Genomic DNA, 18,137 nt, shown 5'->3' on the forward strand with positions numbered 1-18,137 from the left:
TTTACGATGAGCTATAGGAAGCAATGAAGAGATCTAAATAATTTTAGGTAAGTAAATGATTAAACCAATAATGGTTGCTGCTATCGAAACCAGCATAACGGCCCCAGCAGAAATATCCTTAATAAAACCGATTTTCTCATCAAATTCTGGTTGTACGAAATCAGATATTTTTTCAACAGCAGTATTCATGCCTTCAATACCGAGTACCAATGCTATGGCAAATATTTGAAATATCCATTCTGTTTTTGATATTTCAAAATAAAAACCTGCAGCAGTCATGATTAAAGCAATGAAAACCTGGATTTTTATGCTTGCTTCACTACGTATCAGCAAAAAGGCGCCTTTTAAGGCAAAACCAATACTTTTAATACGATTGACCAAAAAAGTTTCTTTGGGCATGAGTGTCGTTTATTATTAGTTCATTAACGCCTCTAGAGCAGCTTTGTAATTTGGCTCTGCAGTAATTTCGGCTACTTGCTCGGTGTATAAAATATTTCCTTTTTCATCAACAACCACTACTGCTCTTGAATGTAATGGAGCTAATGGTCCATCAGAAAAATCAACATGGTACGATTTTCCGAAATTACCATCTCTAAAATCAGAAAGCATTTCAACGTTTTCGATACCTTCTGCTCCACAAAATCTCGCTTGCGCAAAAGGAAGGTCTTTAGATACACAAAGTACGATGGTGTTAACTAATTCTGCAGCCTCTTTATTAAATTGTCTAACCGATTGTGCACATGTACCTGTGTCCACACTTGGGAATATATTTAAAACCACTCTTGAGCCTTCATAATCTGAAAGTTTTACAGTAGATAAGTCATTTTTTGTTAGCTGAAATTCAGGTGCTTTGCCACCAGTTGCTGGTAAAGTACCTAAAGTGTGTGTTGCATTTCCTTTTAATGTAACCGAAGCCATAACCTTAGTGTTTATATAATTGAAAGCGTGAAATTATAAAATATTAAGATGAAACGTGAGGATATATGATAAAAAAAAGTCCTTTCATAATCGAAAGGACTTTTTTAGCTGTGCTGTAAAATTTATTTATCTATTGAACCCATAACGCGTTGCATGAACTGGTTTAAAGCATCTTTTTTAGGTGTGCCTTGTTGTATGCTTTTTGCTACATCTAATGCTCCGTACATATTCGAAATAAGTTCTCCGATCACATCAAGTTCGTCATCTTTCAAAGAAGGTAATTCGGTCAATGCTTCTAAAGTCTCAATAGTCTCTAAAATATAATCACTGTCTTTTTGTTCAATGAACTCTGTAAGTAGCTTAATTATTGGTAACCTCACTGATCAAATCTTTTAGTAGGTCATACTTATTGGTCTGCACTTGATTTTTGAATTTACCTTGCTCGAATGATGCAAAAGTTGGCAGGTTATTTACATTAGCTAGCTTTCTTGATTCAGGAAATTTTTCTGCATCAGCTATTACAAATGTTACATTTTCATTTTCTGAAGCTTCTTTTTTGAATTTAGGCTTCATAATACGACAATTGCCACACCAAGTTGCTGAGTATTGAACTATTACGTTGGTATTATTATCAATGATTTCTTGTAAATTATCTTGTTCTAATTCCAATAACATAACTGTAATTGTTTAAATATTATTTAGAAGAACATGAAGTAGAATACTTCATGTTCTTGATCTTTGGTTTTGAATTAATTGGCGTGTGCAGAAAGATAGCTTGCTACACCGTCTCTATTGGCAGACATTGCATCTTTACCTTCTTCCCAATTAGCAGGACATACTTCACCTTTTTCTTGTACGTGAGTAAAAGCATCAATTAAACGAAGGTATTCGTTAACATTTCTTCCTAAGGGCATGTGATTAATTCCTTCATGAAAAACTGTACCTTCTTCATCAATTAAATATGTTGCACGATATGTAACATTATCGCCTTCAACGGTTACAACATCATTCTCCTCATCATACTTTTCATTCGTAATATCTAAAATACCTAAGGTTGATGCTAAGTTTCTATTGCTATCCGCTAAAATAGGGTACGTAACGCCTTCAATTCCACCGTTATCTTTATTAGTGCTCAACCAAGCAAAATGTACTTCAGGGGTATCGCATGAAGCGCCAATTACTAAAGTATTTCTTTTTTCAAATTCGCCAATTGCTGCTTGAAATGCATGAAGTTCAGTAGGGCATACAAAAGTAAAATCTTTTGGATACCAGAATAGAACCACTTTTTTATTATTTTTTTGAGCTTCTTCTAAAACATTAAGTTTAAAAGTATCGCCCATTTCATTCATTGCATTAACACTAAGATTTGGGAATTTTTTTCCTACAAACGCCATAATATGTCTTTGTTTTATAATTAATTATAAAACAAAATTAAGACTTGAAAGAGGGTTAGAAGACTTTCTAAATTAGAATTTTCAATAGAAGAATAACTATTCTGAATAGTCAAAAAAATATACCTAATTAAATGCGAATAGCATAAAATATAATAAGGATTATTGTGAACCTGTCATGTTCATGTGATCAGTATCTTAGTATTGATAAAAAAAGAAATTAAGCTTCTTTTTTAATGAGCTGTCTAATTTTAATATTGAAAGCGGCAAATATTAACGTCATTATAGGACTCAACCAATTAAATATGGCGTATGCGAAATATTCAGAAACACTTACACCGAGTACTCCAGATTGATATGCTCCACAAGTATTCCAAGGTATTAGTACAGAAGTAACAGTACCTGAATCTTCTAAAGATCTACTTAAATTTTCGGGTGCAAGCCCTCTATCTTGATATGCTTTTTTGAACATTTTCCCTGGGATTACTATAGCCAAGTATTGATCACTGGCAATTACATTTAAACCGATACAACTAAGAACGGTACTGGTGAAAAGTCCGAATACACTTTTTGCTACGGCTAATAATGATTGCGTAATTCTTGCTAATGCACCAATACCATCCATTATGCCACCAAAAACCATGGCACAGCAGATAAGATATATGGTCCAAAGCATACCGTTCATTCCGCCTGAACTAAAAAGCTCATTCAATTTTTCATTTTCAGTTACTATAGCGGTATCGGTCAATATTGAATTAATAAGTGAGCTGAATTTTGAATCTGAAAGGTTCGATAAAATTTCTGGTTGAAAAATAAATGAAAAAATTGCTGCCAAAAGAACTCCCGTGCCAAGTGCTATTAGTGGCTTGGTTTTCAATAAGATCAGTGCTATTACAGTGACTGGAACTATAAATAAATAAGGTGTTATATTAAATGTCTGAGCAATTGTTTTTAGCAATCCTGTTACATCTGCATTACCTGTAGTGTCAATATTTAAACTGATAATTGAAAAGGCAATAACTGTAATTAATATGGTAGGGCCAGTAGTGTAGAACATGTATTTAATATGTGTAAATAAGTCTGTTCCTGCCATAGCTGGCGCTAAGTTTGTTGTATCGCTTAAAGGTGACATTTTATCTCCAAAATATGCTCCTGAAATTACTGCACCTGCAATCATGCCTGTGGGTATGCCCAACGCCGTTCCTATGCCTACTAAAGCAATACCTACGGTAGCCGATGTTGTCCATGAACTACCGGTGGCTATAGATATGATAGCGGCAATTACAATTGAAGCAGGTAGAAATATAGATGGACTCAACACTTTTAGCCCGTAATAAACCATAGCGGGAATAATTCCGCTCACTAACCAGGTGCCCGCTAATGCGCCAACCAAAAATAATATCATGATAGGAATGAAAACACTTTTTAGGTTCTCATATATTTCCTTAACCATGGTTTCAAATGTAGTTTTATTGAAAAAACCAACTATAGCGGCAAAAACACCTCCAATAAGTAATATGATTTGATTGGAGTATTCGCCAAACCATTCTCCATCCACCAAGAATATGTTGTAAGCCAACATTGCCATCAAAAGCACGACAGGAATAAGGGCTTCTAGAAGATTAAGTTCTTTGTTGGCTACGATATGTTCGTTTTCCCTGTGCTCATTCGAATTCTGGTTTGACATGTACAATGCGTTTGGTTATTACGTAATATTACGATTTATGCTACGGATGTGCAAGCTGTTTCTTAATTTGAATATTATGGGTTTACGTCAATGATATCCAGTATTTTAAGGTCTATTAGGCATTGTTTCATTAAAGAATAAGTTCTTTGAATATCGTCATCTAATCCAATTGAGAAACGAATTAGGCCGTTACCTAAGCCCATTTCTTTTTGCTCATCTAAAGGAATTTCAGAGGAAGTAGAGCTTCCTGGCGCGCTGAAAAGAGTTTTATAGAAACCTAGGCTAACTGCTAAGTATCCCAACTTTCTCTCTTGCATTAATTCCATTAGCGCATTGGCATTTTCTAATGTCCCTACATCCATAGTAACCAAACCTCCATACCCATATTCAGGATTCATTTGATCTTCCATAATCAAATGACCAGGATGGGAGGAAAGTCCCGGGTATACTATTCGTAGTCCATCCTTTTCAAAATTCTCAGCTAAGAACATGGCATTCTCGCTATGCTTTTTCATACGAATGTGTAGCGTGCGCATGTTCTTTAAGATTGAAGCTGCGCGCAAACTATCTAAAGTACTGCCCAGTAACATACCAGCACCATTATTCACATCTTTTAGGCTAAGACAAAATTCTGATGTACCACAAACTACACCGGCAACACAATCACTGGTTCCGTTTATAAATTTGGTAAGACTGTGAATAACAATATCAGCACCTAATTTAGCAGGCGTTACGGAAAGAGGTGAAAATGTATTATCAACCACCAAAGGAAGTTCATTGGTTTTAGCTATGCGTGAAAGGGCGGAAATATCCGCTACCTCTAATAAAGGGTTACTAACACTTTCGCAATAAATCATTTTTGTCTTTGATGTGATTGCATTAGATACAGCATCGAGGTCTGTGATATCCAAAAAGGTTGTCTTTATTCCGAATTTTATCAAAAAATTCTTCATAAAAGCATAGGTGCCACCATAAATTGTTCTACTGCTAATAAGGTGGTCACCTGCATTGCATAGTTGAAGTATAACTGCTGTAATAGCTCCCATGCCACTAGCTGTTACGTTTGCACTTTCGGTACCTTCTAATGCAGCAAGAGCTTCACCTAAATATAAATTGGAAGGTGAAGAATGTCGGCTATATAGATAGCAGCCTTCTGTGTTACCCTCAAAAGTATCGAACATAGTTTTTGCCGATATAAAAGTATAGGTAGAGGAATCTGAAATGGACGGGTTAACACCTCCATATTCTCCGAAATATTGTAAGTCTTGTAAATCGTTGCTAGTTTTTTGGCTCATGGGTTGTGATTTTAAGCAAATCTAATTTTTGATAGAGTAATTGTCAATGAAAACTTTATTATTTAGTTTTTTAAACTAATATTTTAAGTTAAATAGATTTATTTTCTATAAATAATTAAATTTGGTTAACTATTTAGAATCATATTCACTATGAAACTTGACGAAACGGATATTAATTTACTAGGGCTTTTACAGGCAGATAGTAAAAAAACAACAAAGGAATATGCCTTAAAACTTGGTTTGTCTACAACGGCTATTTATGAGCGTATAAAAAGGTTGGAAAGAACTGGTGTCATAAGAAATTATGTTGCTTTGGTAGATAAGTCGGTCGTTGACAGGAATTTTACGGTTTTTTGTCACGTAAAATTAGTGCAACATGTAAAGGAAAATATAGCCCAATTTGAAGCACAGGTTTTACTTTTACAAGAAGTAGTGGAATGTCATCACCTAAGTGGAGATTATGATTACTTATTGAAAATTCATGTTCAAGACATGGAGGCGTACCGTAATTTTATGGTCAACAAACTAACTGCTATGAATCATATTGGTAGCACGCAAAGTTCTTTTACGATAAAAGAGGTCAAGCATTCTACCGCTATTCCCCTTTAAAACTAAAAATAGTATTAATTTTGTACCACATTAGAAAACAAATATTTTATGGATCAATATGATGTAGCCATAATTGGCTCAGGACCTGGAGGATACGTAGCAGCCATACGTTGTGCACAACTAGGAATGAAAACAGCAATAATTGAAAAATATTCTACTTTAGGTGGAACCTGTTTAAATGTTGGGTGTATACCATCAAAGGCATTGCTAGATTCTTCTCATCATTATGAAGATGCCATTAATCATTTTGAGGAACATGGGATTGAAATTCCTGGTGAGATAAAGGTGAATTTGGAAAAAATGATTGGTCGTAAGCAAAGCGTTGTAGACCAAACTACCAAGGGTATTCAATTTTTAATGGATAAAAATAAAATTACTGTTTTTGAAGGACTTGGAAGCTTTAAAGATGCCACACATGTAAGTATTAAAAAGAATGATGGTAAAACAGAAGAAATAGGGGCGAAAAATATAATTATCGCTACAGGATCTAAACCTTCTACCTTACCATTTATAAAAATTGATAAAGAACGTATAATAACATCTACTGAAGCTTTAGAGCTTAAAGAAGTACCAAAACATATGATAGTTATTGGTGGAGGTGTTATTGGTTTAGAATTGGGTCAAGTATATAAAAGACTTGGCGCTGATGTAACTGTTGTTGAATTCTTGGACCGTATTATTCCTGGTATGGATGCTGCGCTTTCAAAAGAATTGACCAAGGTGATGAAAAAGCAAAAAGTAAAATTTGCATTATCACACAAAGTAAAATCAGTAGAAAGAAAAGGCAATACTATAATTGTAAAGGCGGACGATAAAAAGGGTCAGGAAGTTGTTTTTGAAGGTGATTATTGTTTAGTTGCCGTAGGTAGAAGGCCTTATACAGATGGATTGAATGTTGATGCTGCAGGTGTAAAATTAGATGAGAGAGGTAAAGTAATCGTAGATGAGCATTTAAAGACAAATGTTAGTAACATCTACGCTATTGGCGATGTAATAAAAGGAGCTATGTTGGCTCATAAAGCAGAAGAGGAAGGTACTTTGGTTGCTGAACTTATTGCAGGTCAAAAACCACATATCGATTATAATTTGATACCAGGTGTTGTTTACACTTGGCCAGAAGTTGCTGCTGTTGGTAAAACAGAAGAAGAGCTTAAAGAGGCTGGTGTTGATTATAAAGTGGGGCAGTTTCCAATGCGTGCATTAGGGCGCGCACGAGCAAGTATGGATACTGACGGTTTCGTAAAAATATTGGCAGATAAAAAGACTGATGAAGTCTTAGGGGTGCATATGATTGGTGCCCGTTGTGCCGATTTAATTACTGAAGCAGTAACGGCAATGGAATTTAGAGCGTCTGCTGAGGATATTTCTCGAATGAGCCATGCTCACCCAACATATGCTGAAGCTGTTAAAGAAGCTGCATTGGCAGCTACAGATGATCGAGCTTTACATATTTAAAAATGTAAATAGTGTTTATTAAAAAAGCAGCCAAAAGGGCTGCTTTTTTTGTTTTAATAATTTTCACTTAAAGTTTAAGAGAAAGAAAGTTCATTAATTTTTTATTAAGCCTAAAACCCTGAGTAGTTTTTCGGTTAGCGTTCTTAAGATTTCAAAAGCGATAAGTGCAGCTTGTTCTAAATACATTTTCGTAGTAGTTGAAAATGAAATTACAACAGTTTTAATTTCCGCCTTATGTTTTTCATATTTTAAAGCTAAAAATGTACTTGAAATAATAAATAGTATTGCACCAAATACGGCTACCCACGGATTTAAAGAATGATGGAAAAAGCTATATAATCCAATACCTGTAAAACTTCCGTAAAGAATAATAAAATGAATGATGTAAATCGATAAAGTACTTTGTCCTATTTTCAACCAAGTACTATTCATTAAAAATTTTCGTAGAATGATAAATGTTGCAAAAACGATAAGAACATCACCCAAGCGTATAAATAAATAGTTGTTATAATAAATTGATTGAAATAATTGTATTCCTGTTACTTCATAAATAGAATAGAAAAAATCTGAAGAAAAAAGGATTAAAACCAATCCGGTAAATATATAAATAGGAACGATGTAGAAATATAAATTTTTGTTGTCTTGATATTTGGAGAAAAGAACAGACATGAAACTACCGATGGTAGCATAGCCCAACCATGGTATTATTGTAAATACAGACCCATTTGATTTTGTAAGGTAATTTCCAATAAATTGAGGTAAATATTCAAAATTAGATGCTTTATATGTAGGTTCAAATATGAATAATAATAATGTTGTAAATAAGAGTATAGTTGGGAATATCCATTTTTGTTTTGCAAAGGTAAGTAAGTAAAAACCTGTGATAAACAATAATGATATTCCTATACAATGTAATACATCTATAAGGTAAAAAGAGTCGTAAATCTCCCCTTTAAAAATACCGAACAAGTTCATTCTTAAAATGTATCCTATGGCTAAAAGTTCTAATCCTCTTTTAAGTCCTTTTTTAACACGAGGATTGTCCCAACCGGTTTGTGAAGATTTTATTAATAAAAAGGTAAAGATGAAGCCAGATACGGTAAAGAATACAGGTGCTGTAATTCCTCTAAAATATTTCCATGTGCTGAACAGAAAATTAGAATTATCACGAAAGACATTATCGAGTAATCCATCAATAAAATGACCTTGTAACATCATTAAGATGGCCCAAGCTCTTATGGCATCTAAAAAAAACAATCTTGACTTAGAGTTGCTCATTAAAGTAATTATATCCTATATACTTATAAAACAGTATGTTTGGATGTTTAAGGTGACAAAATTAGATAAAATAAATTAAGGTTTATTCTAATTGAATTAAATTCGTAAACATTAAAAAAAAAAATAGGTTTATGCGTTATATTTTAGCGTTTGCAGGTAGTAATTCTTCGGTTTCTATCAATTATCAATTGGTGAAGTATACGTCCTCTTTAATAAATGGTCATGAAGTACGGTTGCGTGATATGGCTAATTATCCATTTCCTATGTATAGCGAAGATGTTGAAAAGGAAAGTGGATTCTCAAATTCACTTGTTGAATTTAAGAATGAAATAAGAAATGCCATAGGTTTGATAATATCTGTAAATGAACATAATAGCTACCCGTCTGCTTATTTTAAAAACGTAATTGATTGGCTTTCTAGGTTAGACTCTCAGTTTTTGGTTGATAAGAAGATATTGTTAATGTCAACTTCAAATGGTGGCCGCGGTGCTAAAGGAGCATTAGAGGACGCCGAAAAAATGCTGACTCGTTTTAAAGGTGAAGTTGTCGAAACCTTTTCGCTGTCAAAATATGGTGAAAATTTCGATGAAGAAAAAGGAATTACCAATTCGGATTTTGCCAAAATTCATGCTGATAAAGTTGCTTCTTTCGTTAAATCAATTTCTTTAATCTAAGACGATCATTTAATGGATAAAACTCGAGGATATTCTAAATGATTATAGATACTTAGTTACCTTTATACCGTGTTAATAGCGTTTAAAAATCATATTGAAGATTCTTTTCCAGAGCTGCTAGATAATCACTTCATTATTGCATGTAGTGGTGGATTGGATAGTATGGTGTTAACTAAACTTTGTAAAGAAGCTGGTCTGCAGTTTTCAATGGCGCATTGTAATTTTGGCTTGCGAGGGCAAGAAAGTCAGGATGATGAGGATTTTTTAAAGGATTATGCGAGAAAATTAAATAGAACTATCTATGTTACCCATTTCGATACTATGGGTTATGTAAATCAGAATAAAGTATCAGTACAAATGGCAGCTCGCGAACTTCGCTACACTTGGTTTGAGCAATTATTGGCACAACATAAAATTCCATATTTATTAACTGCGCACCATGCCAATGATAATATGGAGACTTTTCTTATTAATCTTTCTAGAGGTACTGGTATTGACGGATTAACCGGGATACCCCCTAAAACAGCTTTTTTAAGAAGACCTTTGTTACCTTTCCCTCGACAGCAGTTGGCATTGTATGCTGAGGAGCAAAAAATGAACTGGCGAGAAGATGCTAGCAATACTGATACGAAGTATTTAAGAAATAAAATACGGTTAGAGATTATTCCGAAATTGAATGAGCTACATCCTACTTTTTCTGACAACTTCAAAAGTACACTACATCATTTAAATCAGACCGAAGAAATAGCCTCCGCTTATCTTAGAAAGTTGAAAATGGAGCTTTTTAAAAGGCATGATGAAAAGTATGAAATTTCAATCCAGAAGTTAAAAGAATTAAGGCCTTTGCCGACCTATTTGTTTGGGCTCTTTAATGAATTTGGATTTAAAGAATTAGAGAATTTAGAGGCTTTGTTAGACGGGCTGAGCGGAAAACAATTAGTGTCTTCTACTCATATTTTGGTAAAGAATCGTAACGTATTGTTATTATCGCCTATTAAAAATAAGGAAGAAGAAGAAGAAGAACGGGAGTTTTTTATAAATGAAAATCTGGTGGAATTAAATCATCCATTATCGTTAAAATTTTCGGTAGTACCGGAACGTTGTAATAATTTAGCAAAGGAGATATTCGTTCAAAAAAATACGTTAAAGTATCCTTTGGTGATAAGGAAATGGAAAAAGGGCGACTATTTTTACCCTATTGGCTTAAATCGTAAAAAGAAACTTTCAAAGTTTTTTAAAGATGAAAAGGTTGATATTCTTTCAAAAGAAGAGATATGGTTACTATGTTCTAATGAACAAATTGTATGGGTTATAGGTATGCGTGCAGACCATCGATTTAGGGTTGAGGATGGTACTCAAGAGATTTTAAAAATAGAAATGACATGATGAGAATTATTGCTTTACTGCTTTTTATGGTAATGTTGCCCATTGGTGCATATACCCAAACGGATGATAACCCGGTGGTTTGGGAACATAAAGCAAAAAAGATTTCAGATACTGAGTACGAACTGATAATGCAGGCCGAAATTCACGAAGGTTGGCATTTATATTCGCAATTTACTTCTGAATTTGGAGCTTTACCTATTATTTTGGAATATAAAGGTGCCAATGAAAAATATGTATTAGTCGAGGGTACGAAAGAGAGTGAAACTTTTACTGAATATAGCGATATATTTGAGGTTGATGAAACCTTTTTTAAAGAAAACGCCACATTAACTCAGCGTATTAAAATTTTAGATTCAACGATTAATCAAATCGAAGTTTATTCGGAATATCAGGTGTGCAAAGATGTTTGTATTCCAATGGATAAAACATTTGTTTTCACTTTAGATGGTTCGGAAGCTAAAGAAACAGTATTAAATGTAGATGATAGAAGTTTAGTGCTAGGGCAGCAATTGCGATTAGACTTGAAAAATAAAGAACTCCTTACTCAAGGTCAAGATACTATTGCAGAAAGCACAAATATTTGGGTCATTTTTGGCTTGGGTTTTCTTGGGGGGCTCATCGCGTTATTAACACCATGTGTATTCCCAATGATACCTTTAACGGTTTCATTCTTTACAAAACACTCGCAGAAAAAATCGAAAGGAATTATAAATGCTCTTCTATATGGGTTTTTTATTGTTCTCATCTATTTTTTATTAAGTCTGCCATTTCATTTATTTGATTCGGTCGATTCGCAGATACTCAATTCTATTGCGACCAATGTGTGGTTAAACCTTTTATTCTTTTTCATATTTCTATTTTTTGCTTTTTCCTTTTTTGGATACTATGAACTAACCTTACCAAGTTCATGGGCAAATAAAATGGATGCAGCTTCATCTAAAGTGGGTGGAGTTATAGGTATCTTTTTCATGGCGGTAACTTTGGCTATAGTATCATTTTCTTGTACAGGACCGATATTAGGAGGTTTGCTAGGTGGTACTACATTGGCCGAAGGGGAAGTTGCAACAAACCTCACTGCTGGGATGACCGGTTTTGGGGCTGCGTTGGCATTACCATTTGCTCTTTTTGCATTATTTCCGGCATGGTTGAATTCGCTTCCTAAATCTGGTGGATGGATGACTACTGTAAAAGTGGTACTAGGGTTTTTAGAAATTGGATTGGCTTTAAAATTCTTATCTAATGCAGATATGGTAGGGCATTGGGGAATACTAAAGCGCGAAATATTTTTAGGAATATGGATTGTTTTAGGAATAGCGATGACTCTTTACCTATTCGGACTATATAAATTTCCGCACGATGGGCCTGTGAAAAAATTATCTCGAGGTCGCAAATTAACAGCCTTTTTTAGTTTAGCATTTACGGTTTACTTGATACTGGGCGTTACCAAAATAACTAACTTAAAATTATTGAGTGGTTTTCCGCCACCAGAGTTTTACAGCGTATTTGAACAAGAAAGCGATTGTCCGCTTGGGATTGATTGTTTTAAAGATTTTAATGAAGGTTTGGCTTTTGCTAAAGAAATGAACAAACCAATTCTTTTAGATTTTACCGGTTGGGCATGCGTGAATTGTAGGAAGATGGAGGAGAATGTATGGAGTGATCCTAATGTGTTTCCTATCATAAAGAATAATTACGTTCTCATATCATTATATACAGATGATAGGGAAGAACTTCCTGAATCTGAAAAGTTTAATTTTCAATTCGATAGTGGTCGCGTAAAAGAGATTAATAACATTGCTCAAAAATGGGGAACTTTTCAAGATATAAACTTTAATTCTATCTCTCAACCATTTTATGTGTTGTTGTCTCCAGATTTAAAAGTGCTTAATACAACTATTCAAAATTCTGATATTCCTACATACAAAAATTGGTTGTTAGAGGGGCTTAGTAATAATAATTAATGTTCATGAGCTGCTAAGATGTTGACTGCTTGTCAATAAAAAGCAGTACTGCGAGGTCTTTAATGTTAAAAATAACCCTAACTTAGAATTTATTTCCCCCGTAAAATATGAGAACATTAAAAAAAATCGGAAAAATTCTATTGGTAATTCTTATCTTATTTGCAATAGGAATTGGAATATTTATTTATACGCTAAAACCAGACTATTCTGGTAAACATGAGCTAGTTCATCTTCAGAACGAGGTTGGTGTGTATTATGATAATTATGGTATACCACATATATATGGACAGAACGAAAAAGATGCTTTTAGGGCATTAGGTTACGTTCACGCACAAGACCGTTTATGGCAAATGGAGTTACTTCGAAGAATTGCAAGTGGTGGCTTATCTGAAGTTTTTGGTAAAGATTTAGCGGGTACCGATAAGTTCTTTCTCTCATTAGGTATTGCAGATGCTTCAAAAATTACTGTTGCCAATGTTGATGAAGAAAGTGAAGGTGTTATATTGGCCAAGGCTTATTTGGATGGCATCAACCAATTTATAGCTGAAGGCCCTACACCTATTGAATTTTACTTAACTGGTATAGAAAAAGAAGAATTCGTTTTAGAAGATGTGTATAATACCATAGGGTATATGGCATTCAGTTTCGCCATGGCACATAAAACCGACCCGCTTTTAATGACCATAAATTCTAAATTAGGCCCTAATTATTTAAAAGACTTACATATAGGTTCTGATATTACTACAGAACGGATCAAAAATTTTAAACCTTCTCAGAATGATTCCATTCAGAACAATCTAACTGCCTCGGTTAATAAGGCTTTAAGTGTTTTGAATGTTCCATTATTTGAAGGCAGTAATAGTTGGGTCATTGCTCCAGAAAAGACAAAGAACCGAAAAGTCATTTTAGCCAATGACCCTCATATTGGTTTTGCCCAACCATCTGTTTGGTATGAAGCACATATTGAAACACCTAACTACTCTAAATATGGTTATCATATTGCTGGTATACCTTTTCCACTTTTAGGTCATAATAGGAAATCGGCTTATGGTATTACTATGTTCGAGAATGATGATGTCGATTTTTATTACGAGCAGAACAATCCAGATAATGATAAGGAATACCTTACTGCTAATGGGTACGTAGAGTATGAGCTTGTAAATAAAACCATAAAAGTAAAAGATTCAACGGATATAAAATTCACTTATAAGAAATCTATACACGGACCTATTTTGAACGGTATTGCAGACCAGATAAAAGGAGATAGGCCAATAGCCATGTCATGGATTTATACCCAAATGGATAATAAGGTAATAGATGCATTATTTAGATTAAGTCATTCTAACAACCTCAAAGAATTTAAGATTGCATTACCGAATATTCATGCACCAGGATTAAATATAATGTATGGAGATGCAGAGGATAATGTAGCTTGGTTTGCAACTGCACAACTATACAATATCCCCGATTCTGTTAATACTAAATTAATTTATGAGGTAGGAGAAGGGCTTCCTTTAAAAAAGGAATTTATTAGCTTTAATGAAAATCCGCAGGCGATAAATCCGCCAAATAATTACGTGTATTCTGCTAATAACCAACCTGATTCTATTGCAGGCATGCTTTATCCAGGGTATTACTTGCCAGAAAATAGGGCAAAGAGAATTGTCGAGTTATTAGAGCCTAAAAATGACTGGGATAAAGAATCTACAAGTGAAATGATTACCGATGTTAGGTCATCAGTAGATCCAGCAATAATAACAGATTTAGCCAAATTTATTGATATTAATTTGTTGAGTGAGACGGAATTGAAAGTTATGGACAGTTTAAAAATGTGGAACGGTAACTACAATCTTAAATCTATAGATGCGACAGTTTATAATCGTTGGATTTATTATTATTTAAAAAATACGTTTAAAGACGAATTAGGAGATGAATTGTTTACCCAGTTTTTAAACACCCATTTTATGAAACGGCTTATTGCACCTTTATCGAAAAATGAAAGTTCGGTCTGGTGGGATGATGTGTCAACCACTAATGTTACCGAAAACATGCAGGATATTGTAAATAAATCTTTTGACGAAGCAATTGTTTCATTGGAAAATGATTTTGGAAAGAATAGTGAAAACTGGCAATGGAAGAATGTTCATACTATAGAACATGGGCATCCAATAGGGCAAATTGCTGCACTACGTTCATTTTTTAATGTAGGTCCTTATCCTTTAGAGGGCGGTAGGGAGGTTATCAATAATCAGGGGTTTCTATATGATGAAACTGGTTTTTATAAAACCAGTTCAGGGCCATCAACCAGAAGAATCGTTGATTTCTCAGATGTTGAGAACAGCATAAGTATTTTACCTACTGGACAATCAGGTAATCCTTTTAGTAAGCATTATAAAGATCAGGCAGAAATGTATGTAAAAGGTGAATTTCGTAAAATGATGATGAATGAAGATGAAATTAAAAAGAATGCAGAATCTACTTTGATGCTAATTCCTCCAGTTAAATAAATGGGTGGAATGAAGGCCTATAATTATGGTTATTTCTTTTGTTGACCATATTTTTTAAACGATTGATTTTAATTGGTATATGCTTTTAAAGCTTGTGAAAATTGCATATTTTCGGTTTGTTATGTCGAATTAAAGAATATGTCTTTATTTTTATATGTTAGATGAATAAATCTTTACTTGGGTCATCGATAGTTTATCAATTTGCATGTAAACTATTTATGGTATTTTTTATTCTATCTAATTTTTACTGTTATGGTCAAAATAATCCAACCAAATTATCTATTTCTTTTTCTGAATCTAAACTTAAATCTGCTTTAGATTCAATAGAATCAAAAACTAATTATCGATTTTATTACTTAGAGAATTGGTTTGGTGATAAAACTATAACTAAGAATTTTAACAATGAATCTATTGAAGAAATTTTAAACCAATTATGTAAAAACACGCAAGTTAATTTTTATTTTTTTGATGATAAGAAGATAATCTTTACACAGAATGGTATTATTTATAATGTACTTCCAACCGGGTTCTTTGGAGAGGTTGATAATAAAGACACCATAAGCATTGCCATTACCAAACATATTTCCCCTCCTGTTTTTTATGCTGATAGTAAAATACAAAATAAAACAATTCTTGAGACAGTAAGAATAGGAAAATCAGACTCAAATACTGCAGCACAATTTTTTGTAATTCAAGGTCAGGTAAGAATTAAAAAGACGGGTGAACCAATTCCAGATTTGTCTATTGTTTCAAAGGAAAAGGGAATAGGCGCCGTTACGGATGCGGAAGGATATTATAGTATTCGATTACCTGTTGGTCAAAATATGTTGAAGACCAGTTCAATGGGAATTAAAGGATCTGAAAGACAGATTTTAGTTTTTAATAACGGCACTTTGGATTTTGAATTGGAAGAAAGTCTTGAGATGCTTGAAGAGGTGATAGTGGAGGCCGATGCAGCAAAAAATGTGGAAGATGCAACCACTGGTACAACTCAAATTGATACTGAGGAATCAAAAAATATTCCGCTAGTTTTAGGAGAGCGAGATATTTTGCAAGTGGCCAAGGCCTTACCAGGAATTTCTTCGGCAGGAGAGGGGGCCACCGGGTTTAATGTACGAGGAGGAAAGACAGACCAAAATTTAATTCTATTAGATGATGCGGTTATTTATAATCCATCACATTTTTTCGGAATATTTCAAGCTTTAAACCCTTTTACTACAAAAGGAGTCGAAATATTTAAAGGTAATATTCCTGCCGAGTATGGGGGGAGATTATCCTCTGTCTTTGATATCGAAACCAAAGATGGGAATCTAGAAAAGTTTTCTGGTGAAGCTTCTGTTGGACCTGTCACTGCAAATCTTGCTATGGAAATACCACTGACTAAAGAAAAATCATCTTTGGTACTTGGGGCACGTGCAGCATATTCAGATTGGATTTTGAAATCATTAAATGAGGAATCTTTAAATAGTAGTACAGCATCCTTTTTTGATGGTATTGTTAAATACAATAACAAGATAAATGAGAGCAACGATATTCGTGCAACAGGTTATTTTAGTAAAGACGCCTTTAGTATCACTTCTGATTCTATTTACAACTATAGTAATCGCGGTTTTTCGGTAAAATGGGATCATAAGTTTAATAATAGAAATACAGGTAGTCTCATTCTTGCCAATAGTCAATATAAATTTAATATTGATTATGACGGGGAATCTAATGATGACTTTCGTTTGGGCTATAGTATGGATGAAACAGAAATTAAGCTAAGGTTTAATTATTTTATAAATAATAAACATTCTGTTAGTTATGGAATTGCGAGTAAGTTGTATGGTGTAAATCCAGGTTTTATTTTTCCAGAAGGAAATGAATCTGCAATTCAACCTTTATCTATTTCAAAAGAAAAAGCACTGGAATCTGCTCTCTTTATTTCAGACGAATTTAAAATAACCGACAAACTTTTGGTTGATGTTGGCCTTCGCTATTCCTTCTTCGCAGCCATTGGTAAATCTGAACAACGTATTTATGAAGATAGCGTACCGCGAAATGAAGGAAGTAGAATTGATACGGTACAATATGGGAACAGCGAAATTATTAAAACGTATGGTGGGCCGGAATTACGTGCATCAGCACGTTATTTTTTGAAACCAAATCTTTCGTTAAAGGCTAGTTTCAATAACGGTTATCAGTTTATACACACACTTTCCAATAACACTACAGTATCACCAATAGATACATGGAAATTATCGGATACCAATATTAAACCCCAGCGTGGTAATCAATTTTCATTGGGTTTATATCAAAACCTAAAAGAAAATGAATATGAATTAAGTTTAGAAGGATATTACAAATCTTCAAAAGATGTGCTAGATTTTAAAACAGGTGCACAAATTTTATTAAATGAAACTATTGAAACAGAGGTTTTACAGGGAGATGGAAAATCATATGGGGTAGAATTATTATTGCGTAAAAATAAAGGACGATTAAATGGTTGGCTAGCTTATACCTATTCTCGGTCTTTGATAAAATTCGATAGTGAATTTAGCGAGGAGCGTATCAATAATGGAGAGTTTTTCCCTTCAAATTATGACAAGCCTCATGATATAAGCCTAATTACCAACTATAAATTTACAAGACGCTATAGCATTTCGGCCAATTTTGTTTATCAAACGGGTCGTCCAATAACATATCCAATTGGCACTTATCAATTTAATAATGCAGAGTATGTCTATTATAGTGACCGCAATGAATTTAGAATCCCAGATTACTACAGGTTAGATTTAGGTATCAATATTGAAGGTAATCACAAAATCAAGAAATTTGCACATAGTTTTTGGACCATCTCGGTTTATAACGTTTTAGGAAGAAACAATCCGTATTCCGTGTTTTTCGTAACAGAGGACGGTGGAGTAAAAGCTTTACAAAGCTCTATTTTTTCTATTCCAATACCTTCTATTACGTATAATTTTAAATTTTAACTAT

At 33.8% G+C, this 18,137-nt stretch carries 15 protein-coding genes; 7 read left to right on the plus strand and 8 right to left on the minus strand.

Features of this window, described 5'->3' with window-relative positions; translation table 11 throughout:
• Positions 1-33: 33 nt before the first annotated feature.
• The 7 genes from AACZ49_RS10170 to AACZ49_RS10200 form a co-directional block, all read right to left on the minus strand.
• Positions 34-399: a diacylglycerol kinase family protein gene (locus AACZ49_RS10170; protein ID WP_339654186.1), complete on the minus strand. Its 366-nt coding sequence runs from the start codon at positions 397-399 to the stop codon at positions 34-36.
• Between the two features lie 15 nt (positions 400-414).
• Positions 415-918, minus strand: a complete 504-nt coding sequence (tpx, locus tag AACZ49_RS10175; protein ID WP_339654188.1) for a thiol peroxidase — start codon at positions 916-918, stop codon at positions 415-417.
• 122 nt (positions 919-1,040) lie between these two features.
• Entirely contained in the window at positions 1,041-1,298 is a 258-nt protein-coding gene (locus AACZ49_RS10180) for a hypothetical protein (RefSeq protein ID WP_339654191.1), read from the minus strand.
• Positions 1,279-1,593: a thioredoxin family protein gene (locus AACZ49_RS10185; protein ID WP_339654194.1), complete on the minus strand. Its 315-nt coding sequence runs from the start codon at positions 1,591-1,593 to the stop codon at positions 1,279-1,281. The genes AACZ49_RS10180 and AACZ49_RS10185 overlap by 20 nt, the downstream gene beginning before the upstream one ends.
• Before the next feature lie 74 nt (positions 1,594-1,667).
• On the minus strand, positions 1,668-2,312 hold the full coding sequence (locus AACZ49_RS10190; protein ID WP_339654195.1) for a peroxiredoxin: 645 nt from the start codon (positions 2,310-2,312) through the stop codon (positions 1,668-1,670).
• 217 nt (positions 2,313-2,529) lie between these two features.
• Positions 2,530-3,996, minus strand: coding sequence for a Na+/H+ antiporter NhaC (nhaC, locus tag AACZ49_RS10195; RefSeq protein WP_339654197.1), 1,467 nt, complete (start codon positions 3,994-3,996; stop codon positions 2,530-2,532).
• A 74-nt stretch (positions 3,997-4,070) separates the two neighbouring features.
• Positions 4,071-5,291: an aminotransferase class I/II-fold pyridoxal phosphate-dependent enzyme gene (locus AACZ49_RS10200; protein ID WP_339654200.1), complete on the minus strand. Its 1,221-nt coding sequence runs from the start codon at positions 5,289-5,291 to the stop codon at positions 4,071-4,073.
• Positions 5,292-5,441: 150 nt separating this feature from the next.
• On the opposite strand from AACZ49_RS10200, the gene AACZ49_RS10205 reads away from it, so the two are divergent.
• Positions 5,442-5,900, plus strand: coding sequence for an Lrp/AsnC family transcriptional regulator (locus AACZ49_RS10205; protein WP_339654203.1), 459 nt, complete (start codon positions 5,442-5,444; stop codon positions 5,898-5,900).
• Between the two features lie 48 nt (positions 5,901-5,948).
• Complete coding sequence (gene lpdA / locus AACZ49_RS10210; RefSeq protein ID WP_339654206.1) at positions 5,949-7,355, plus strand: dihydrolipoyl dehydrogenase; 1,407 nt, start codon at positions 5,949-5,951, stop codon at positions 7,353-7,355.
• 93 nt (positions 7,356-7,448) lie between these two features.
• Here lpdA and AACZ49_RS10215 read toward each other — a convergent pair whose 3' ends face one another.
• Positions 7,449-8,633, minus strand: coding sequence for a heparan-alpha-glucosaminide N-acetyltransferase domain-containing protein (locus AACZ49_RS10215; protein WP_339654208.1), 1,185 nt, complete (start codon positions 8,631-8,633; stop codon positions 7,449-7,451).
• Between the two features lie 131 nt (positions 8,634-8,764).
• Between AACZ49_RS10215 and AACZ49_RS10220 the strand changes: the two genes are divergently transcribed.
• The 5 genes from AACZ49_RS10220 to AACZ49_RS10240 all read left to right on the plus strand — a co-directional run bounded on the left by AACZ49_RS10220 (position 8,765) and on the right by AACZ49_RS10240 (position 18,133).
• Positions 8,765-9,307: an NAD(P)H-dependent oxidoreductase gene (locus tag AACZ49_RS10220; RefSeq protein WP_339654211.1), complete on the plus strand. Its 543-nt coding sequence runs from the start codon at positions 8,765-8,767 to the stop codon at positions 9,305-9,307.
• 69 nt (positions 9,308-9,376) lie between these two features.
• The gene (tilS, locus tag AACZ49_RS10225) at positions 9,377-10,693 is read left to right on the plus strand and encodes a tRNA lysidine(34) synthetase TilS (protein WP_339654213.1); all 1,317 of its coding nucleotides are present in this window, start codon (positions 9,377-9,379) and stop codon (positions 10,691-10,693) included.
• Complete coding sequence (locus AACZ49_RS10230; protein ID WP_339654367.1) at positions 10,693-12,654, plus strand: cytochrome c biogenesis protein CcdA; 1,962 nt, start codon at positions 10,693-10,695, stop codon at positions 12,652-12,654. The genes tilS and AACZ49_RS10230 overlap by 1 nt, the downstream gene beginning before the upstream one ends.
• A 107-nt stretch (positions 12,655-12,761) precedes the next feature.
• Positions 12,762-15,161 (plus strand): penicillin acylase family protein, encoded by a 2,400-nt coding sequence (locus AACZ49_RS10235; RefSeq protein WP_339654216.1) that lies wholly within the window; start codon positions 12,762-12,764, stop codon positions 15,159-15,161.
• Positions 15,162-15,322: 161 nt separating this feature from the next.
• Positions 15,323-18,133, plus strand: coding sequence for a carboxypeptidase-like regulatory domain-containing protein (locus AACZ49_RS10240; protein WP_339654219.1), 2,811 nt, complete (start codon positions 15,323-15,325; stop codon positions 18,131-18,133).
• Positions 18,134-18,137 lie beyond the last annotated feature (4 nt).

The organism is uncultured Maribacter sp., from assembly GCF_963975365.1.
GTDB lineage: Bacteria > Bacteroidota > Bacteroidia > Flavobacteriales > Flavobacteriaceae > Maribacter.

Coding starts and splice junctions, on each gene's coding strand:
- AACZ49_RS10240 (WP_339654219.1), top strand. CDS start 15,323: ATGAATAAATCTTTACTTGGGTCATCGATAGTTTATCAATTTGCATGT.
- AACZ49_RS10170 (WP_339654186.1), bottom strand. CDS start 399: ATGCCCAAAGAAACTTTTTTGGTCAATCGTATTAAAAGTATTGGTTTT.
- AACZ49_RS10190 (WP_339654195.1), bottom strand. CDS start 2,312: ATGGCGTTTGTAGGAAAAAAATTCCCAAATCTTAGTGTTAATGCAATG.
- AACZ49_RS10215 (WP_339654208.1), bottom strand. CDS start 8,633: ATGAGCAACTCTAAGTCAAGATTGTTTTTTTTAGATGCCATAAGAGCT.
- AACZ49_RS10235 (WP_339654216.1), top strand. CDS start 12,762: ATGAGAACATTAAAAAAAATCGGAAAAATTCTATTGGTAATTCTTATC.
- AACZ49_RS10220 (WP_339654211.1), top strand. CDS start 8,765: ATGCGTTATATTTTAGCGTTTGCAGGTAGTAATTCTTCGGTTTCTATC.
- AACZ49_RS10230 (WP_339654367.1), top strand. CDS start 10,693: ATGAGAATTATTGCTTTACTGCTTTTTATGGTAATGTTGCCCATTGGT.
- nhaC (WP_339654197.1), bottom strand. CDS start 3,996: ATGTCAAACCAGAATTCGAATGAGCACAGGGAAAACGAACATATCGTA.
- AACZ49_RS10185 (WP_339654194.1), bottom strand. CDS start 1,593: ATGTTATTGGAATTAGAACAAGATAATTTACAAGAAATCATTGATAAT.
- lpdA (WP_339654206.1), top strand. CDS start 5,949: ATGGATCAATATGATGTAGCCATAATTGGCTCAGGACCTGGAGGATAC.
- AACZ49_RS10200 (WP_339654200.1), bottom strand. CDS start 5,291: ATGAGCCAAAAAACTAGCAACGATTTACAAGACTTACAATATTTCGGA.
- tpx (WP_339654188.1), bottom strand. CDS start 918: ATGGCTTCGGTTACATTAAAAGGAAATGCAACACACACTTTAGGTACT.
- AACZ49_RS10205 (WP_339654203.1), top strand. CDS start 5,442: ATGAAACTTGACGAAACGGATATTAATTTACTAGGGCTTTTACAGGCA.